Origin of the sequence: Bilifractor sp. LCP21S3_F8, assembly GCF_052117805.1 — a bacterium.
In the GTDB taxonomy this organism is placed as follows: Bacteria; Bacillota; Clostridia; order Lachnospirales; family Lachnospiraceae; genus Bilifractor.
The window spans coordinates 1-2,189 of the sequence record NZ_JBQKIK010000055.1; the positions used below are offsets into that span (position 1 = coordinate 1).

The following is a 2,189-nucleotide window of genomic DNA, read 5'->3' on the forward strand; positions in this document are numbered from 1 at the left end:
CGTGGCATTCGGAGTTTGATATCGCTTGGTAAGCTTTGACGCCCCCTTGCAAATTCAGTGCTCTACCTCCACGGATCTCGAACGAGGCCAGCCCTAAAGCTGTTTCGAGGAGAACCAGCTATCTCCGGGTTCGATTGGAATTTCTCCCCTACCCACAACTCATCGCCACCTTTTTCAACAGATGTGCGTTCGGCCCTCCACTGGCTCTTACGCCAGCTTCAGCCTGGTCATGGGTAGATCACCCGGTTTCGGGTCTGCCTGTACTGACTCATACCGCCCTCTTAAGACTTGGTTTCCCTTCGGCTCCGGACCTTCAGTCCTTAACCTCGCCAGCACCGGCAACTCGCCGGACCGTTCTACAAAAAGTACGCTGTCCACCGGTCATGTATCGGTGTCCAACAGTTTGAAGACACAGGGTTTCAGGTTCTCTTTCACTCCCCTCCCGGGGTTCTTTTCACCTTTCCTTCACAGTACTATGCGCTATCGGTCACTGAGAGTATTTAGGCTTGGAGGGTGGTCCCTCCGGCTTCCCACAGGGTTTCCCGTGTCCCGTGGTACTCTGGTGCAGCCTTGTCTGCTTCCGGTTTCGCCTACGCGTCTCTCACGCTCTATGGATAAGTTTCCCAAACTTATTCGGCTGCCTTCTTCAGTACGTTCTGGCTGTCCGCAACCCCGGAATGCATGCACTCCGGTTTGGCCTCTGTCCCGTTCGCTCGCCGCTACTTAGAACATCGAGTTTTCTTTCTTTTCCTCTGCCTACTTAGATGTTTCAGTTCAGCAGGTCTCCCTCCATACACTATGGATTCATGCATGGATGCATGAGGTTTGCTCATGCGGGTTTCCCCATTCGGACATCCGCGGATCAATGACTATGTACGTCTCCCCGCGGCTTTTCGCAGTTAATCACGTCCTTCTTCGGCTCTCAGTGCCAAGGCATCCGCCCTGCGCCCTTTATGTTTGACCTATTGTAAAATGGCCGTGCCTTCAGATCTTAGCGTAGACCTGAAAACACATTTTGCATAAATTGCATTTCGGATAACACTCCGGCAAAAGAATGTTATCCATGAAACGTTCATCGGAATCATTTCTGCTTCCTTTGTAACGCCTCGGATGTCTTCCTATCTTCGTGAACAATTTCAAAATCTTTTGATTTTTCGATTGTGCTTTGGATTTCTTTTTGGAATCGTTTGTGTATTCAGTTTTCAAGGTACGTATCTGATCAGCATGTACTGACCTCTGGGCTTAATTTCTTAAGTCCAAGTGGGCTTAAGTAGACTCGAACTACCGACCTCACGCTTATCAGGCGTGCGCTCTAACCGGCTGAGCTATAAGCCCTTTTCTGTTTTGATGCATATGTGATTCATATGCAGTGGAGATGAAGAGATTCGAACTCTCGACCCCCTGCTTGCAAGGCAGGTGCTCTCCCAACTGAGCTACATCCCCGTAAGGATGCTGGCGGCCGCCTATCTTTCCATACTGTCTCCAGCATAGTATTTTCGGCCGCCCGGGTCTTAACCATCGTGTTCGGAATGGGAACGGGTGTCTCCCCCGGGCGCATCGCCACCAGCAAGTTTATACAGTTGTTTCTGCGGTAACCGGATTGTTCCGCGCTTGTTACCTTGACAACTCAACAGTAAAACACATCTTTTACTCATTCATTCCTTAGAAAGGAGGTGATCCAGCCGCACCTTCCGATACGGCTACCTTGTTACGACTTCACCCCAGTTACCGGCCCTGCCTTCGACTGCTCCCTCCCTTGCGGGTTGGGTCACAGGCTTCGGGCATTGCCGACTCCCATGGTGTGACGGGCGGTGTGTACAAGACCCGGGAACGTATTCACCGCAGCATTCTGATCTGCGATTACTAGCGATTCCAGCTTCGTGTAGTCGGGTTGCAGACTACAGTCCGAACTGGGACGCGTTTTTTGAGATTCGCTCGGCCTCGCGGCTCTGCTTCCCTCTGTTCACGCCATTGTAGCACGTGTGTAGCCCAAATCATAAGGGGCATGATGATTTGACGTCATCCCCGCCTTCCTCCAGGTTCTCCCTGGCAGTCTCCTCAGAGTGCCCAGCTTCACCTGCTGGCTACTGGGGATAAGGGTTGCGCTCGTTGCGGGACTTAACCCAACATCTCACGACACGAGCTGACGACAACCATGCACCACCTGTCTCTTCTGTCCCGAAGGAAAG

General features: G+C 51.9%; 2 tRNA genes and 3 rRNA genes. All 5 read right to left on the bottom strand.

Annotated elements, in window-relative coordinates:
• Positions 1-964, bottom strand: a 23S ribosomal RNA gene (locus ACTQ3A_RS13805); the annotation flags it as partial.
• 297 nt (positions 965-1,261) lie between these two features.
• Positions 1,262-1,335: transfer RNA gene (locus ACTQ3A_RS13810), tRNA-Ile, on the bottom strand.
• Positions 1,336-1,370: 35 nt separating this feature from the next.
• Positions 1,371-1,443: transfer RNA gene (locus ACTQ3A_RS13815), tRNA-Ala, on the bottom strand.
• Positions 1,444-1,450: 7 nt separating this feature from the next.
• Positions 1,451-1,568, bottom strand: a 5S ribosomal RNA gene (gene rrf / locus ACTQ3A_RS13820).
• 98 nt (positions 1,569-1,666) lie between these two features.
• Positions 1,667-2,189 (bottom strand): 16S ribosomal RNA (locus ACTQ3A_RS13825); the annotation flags it as partial.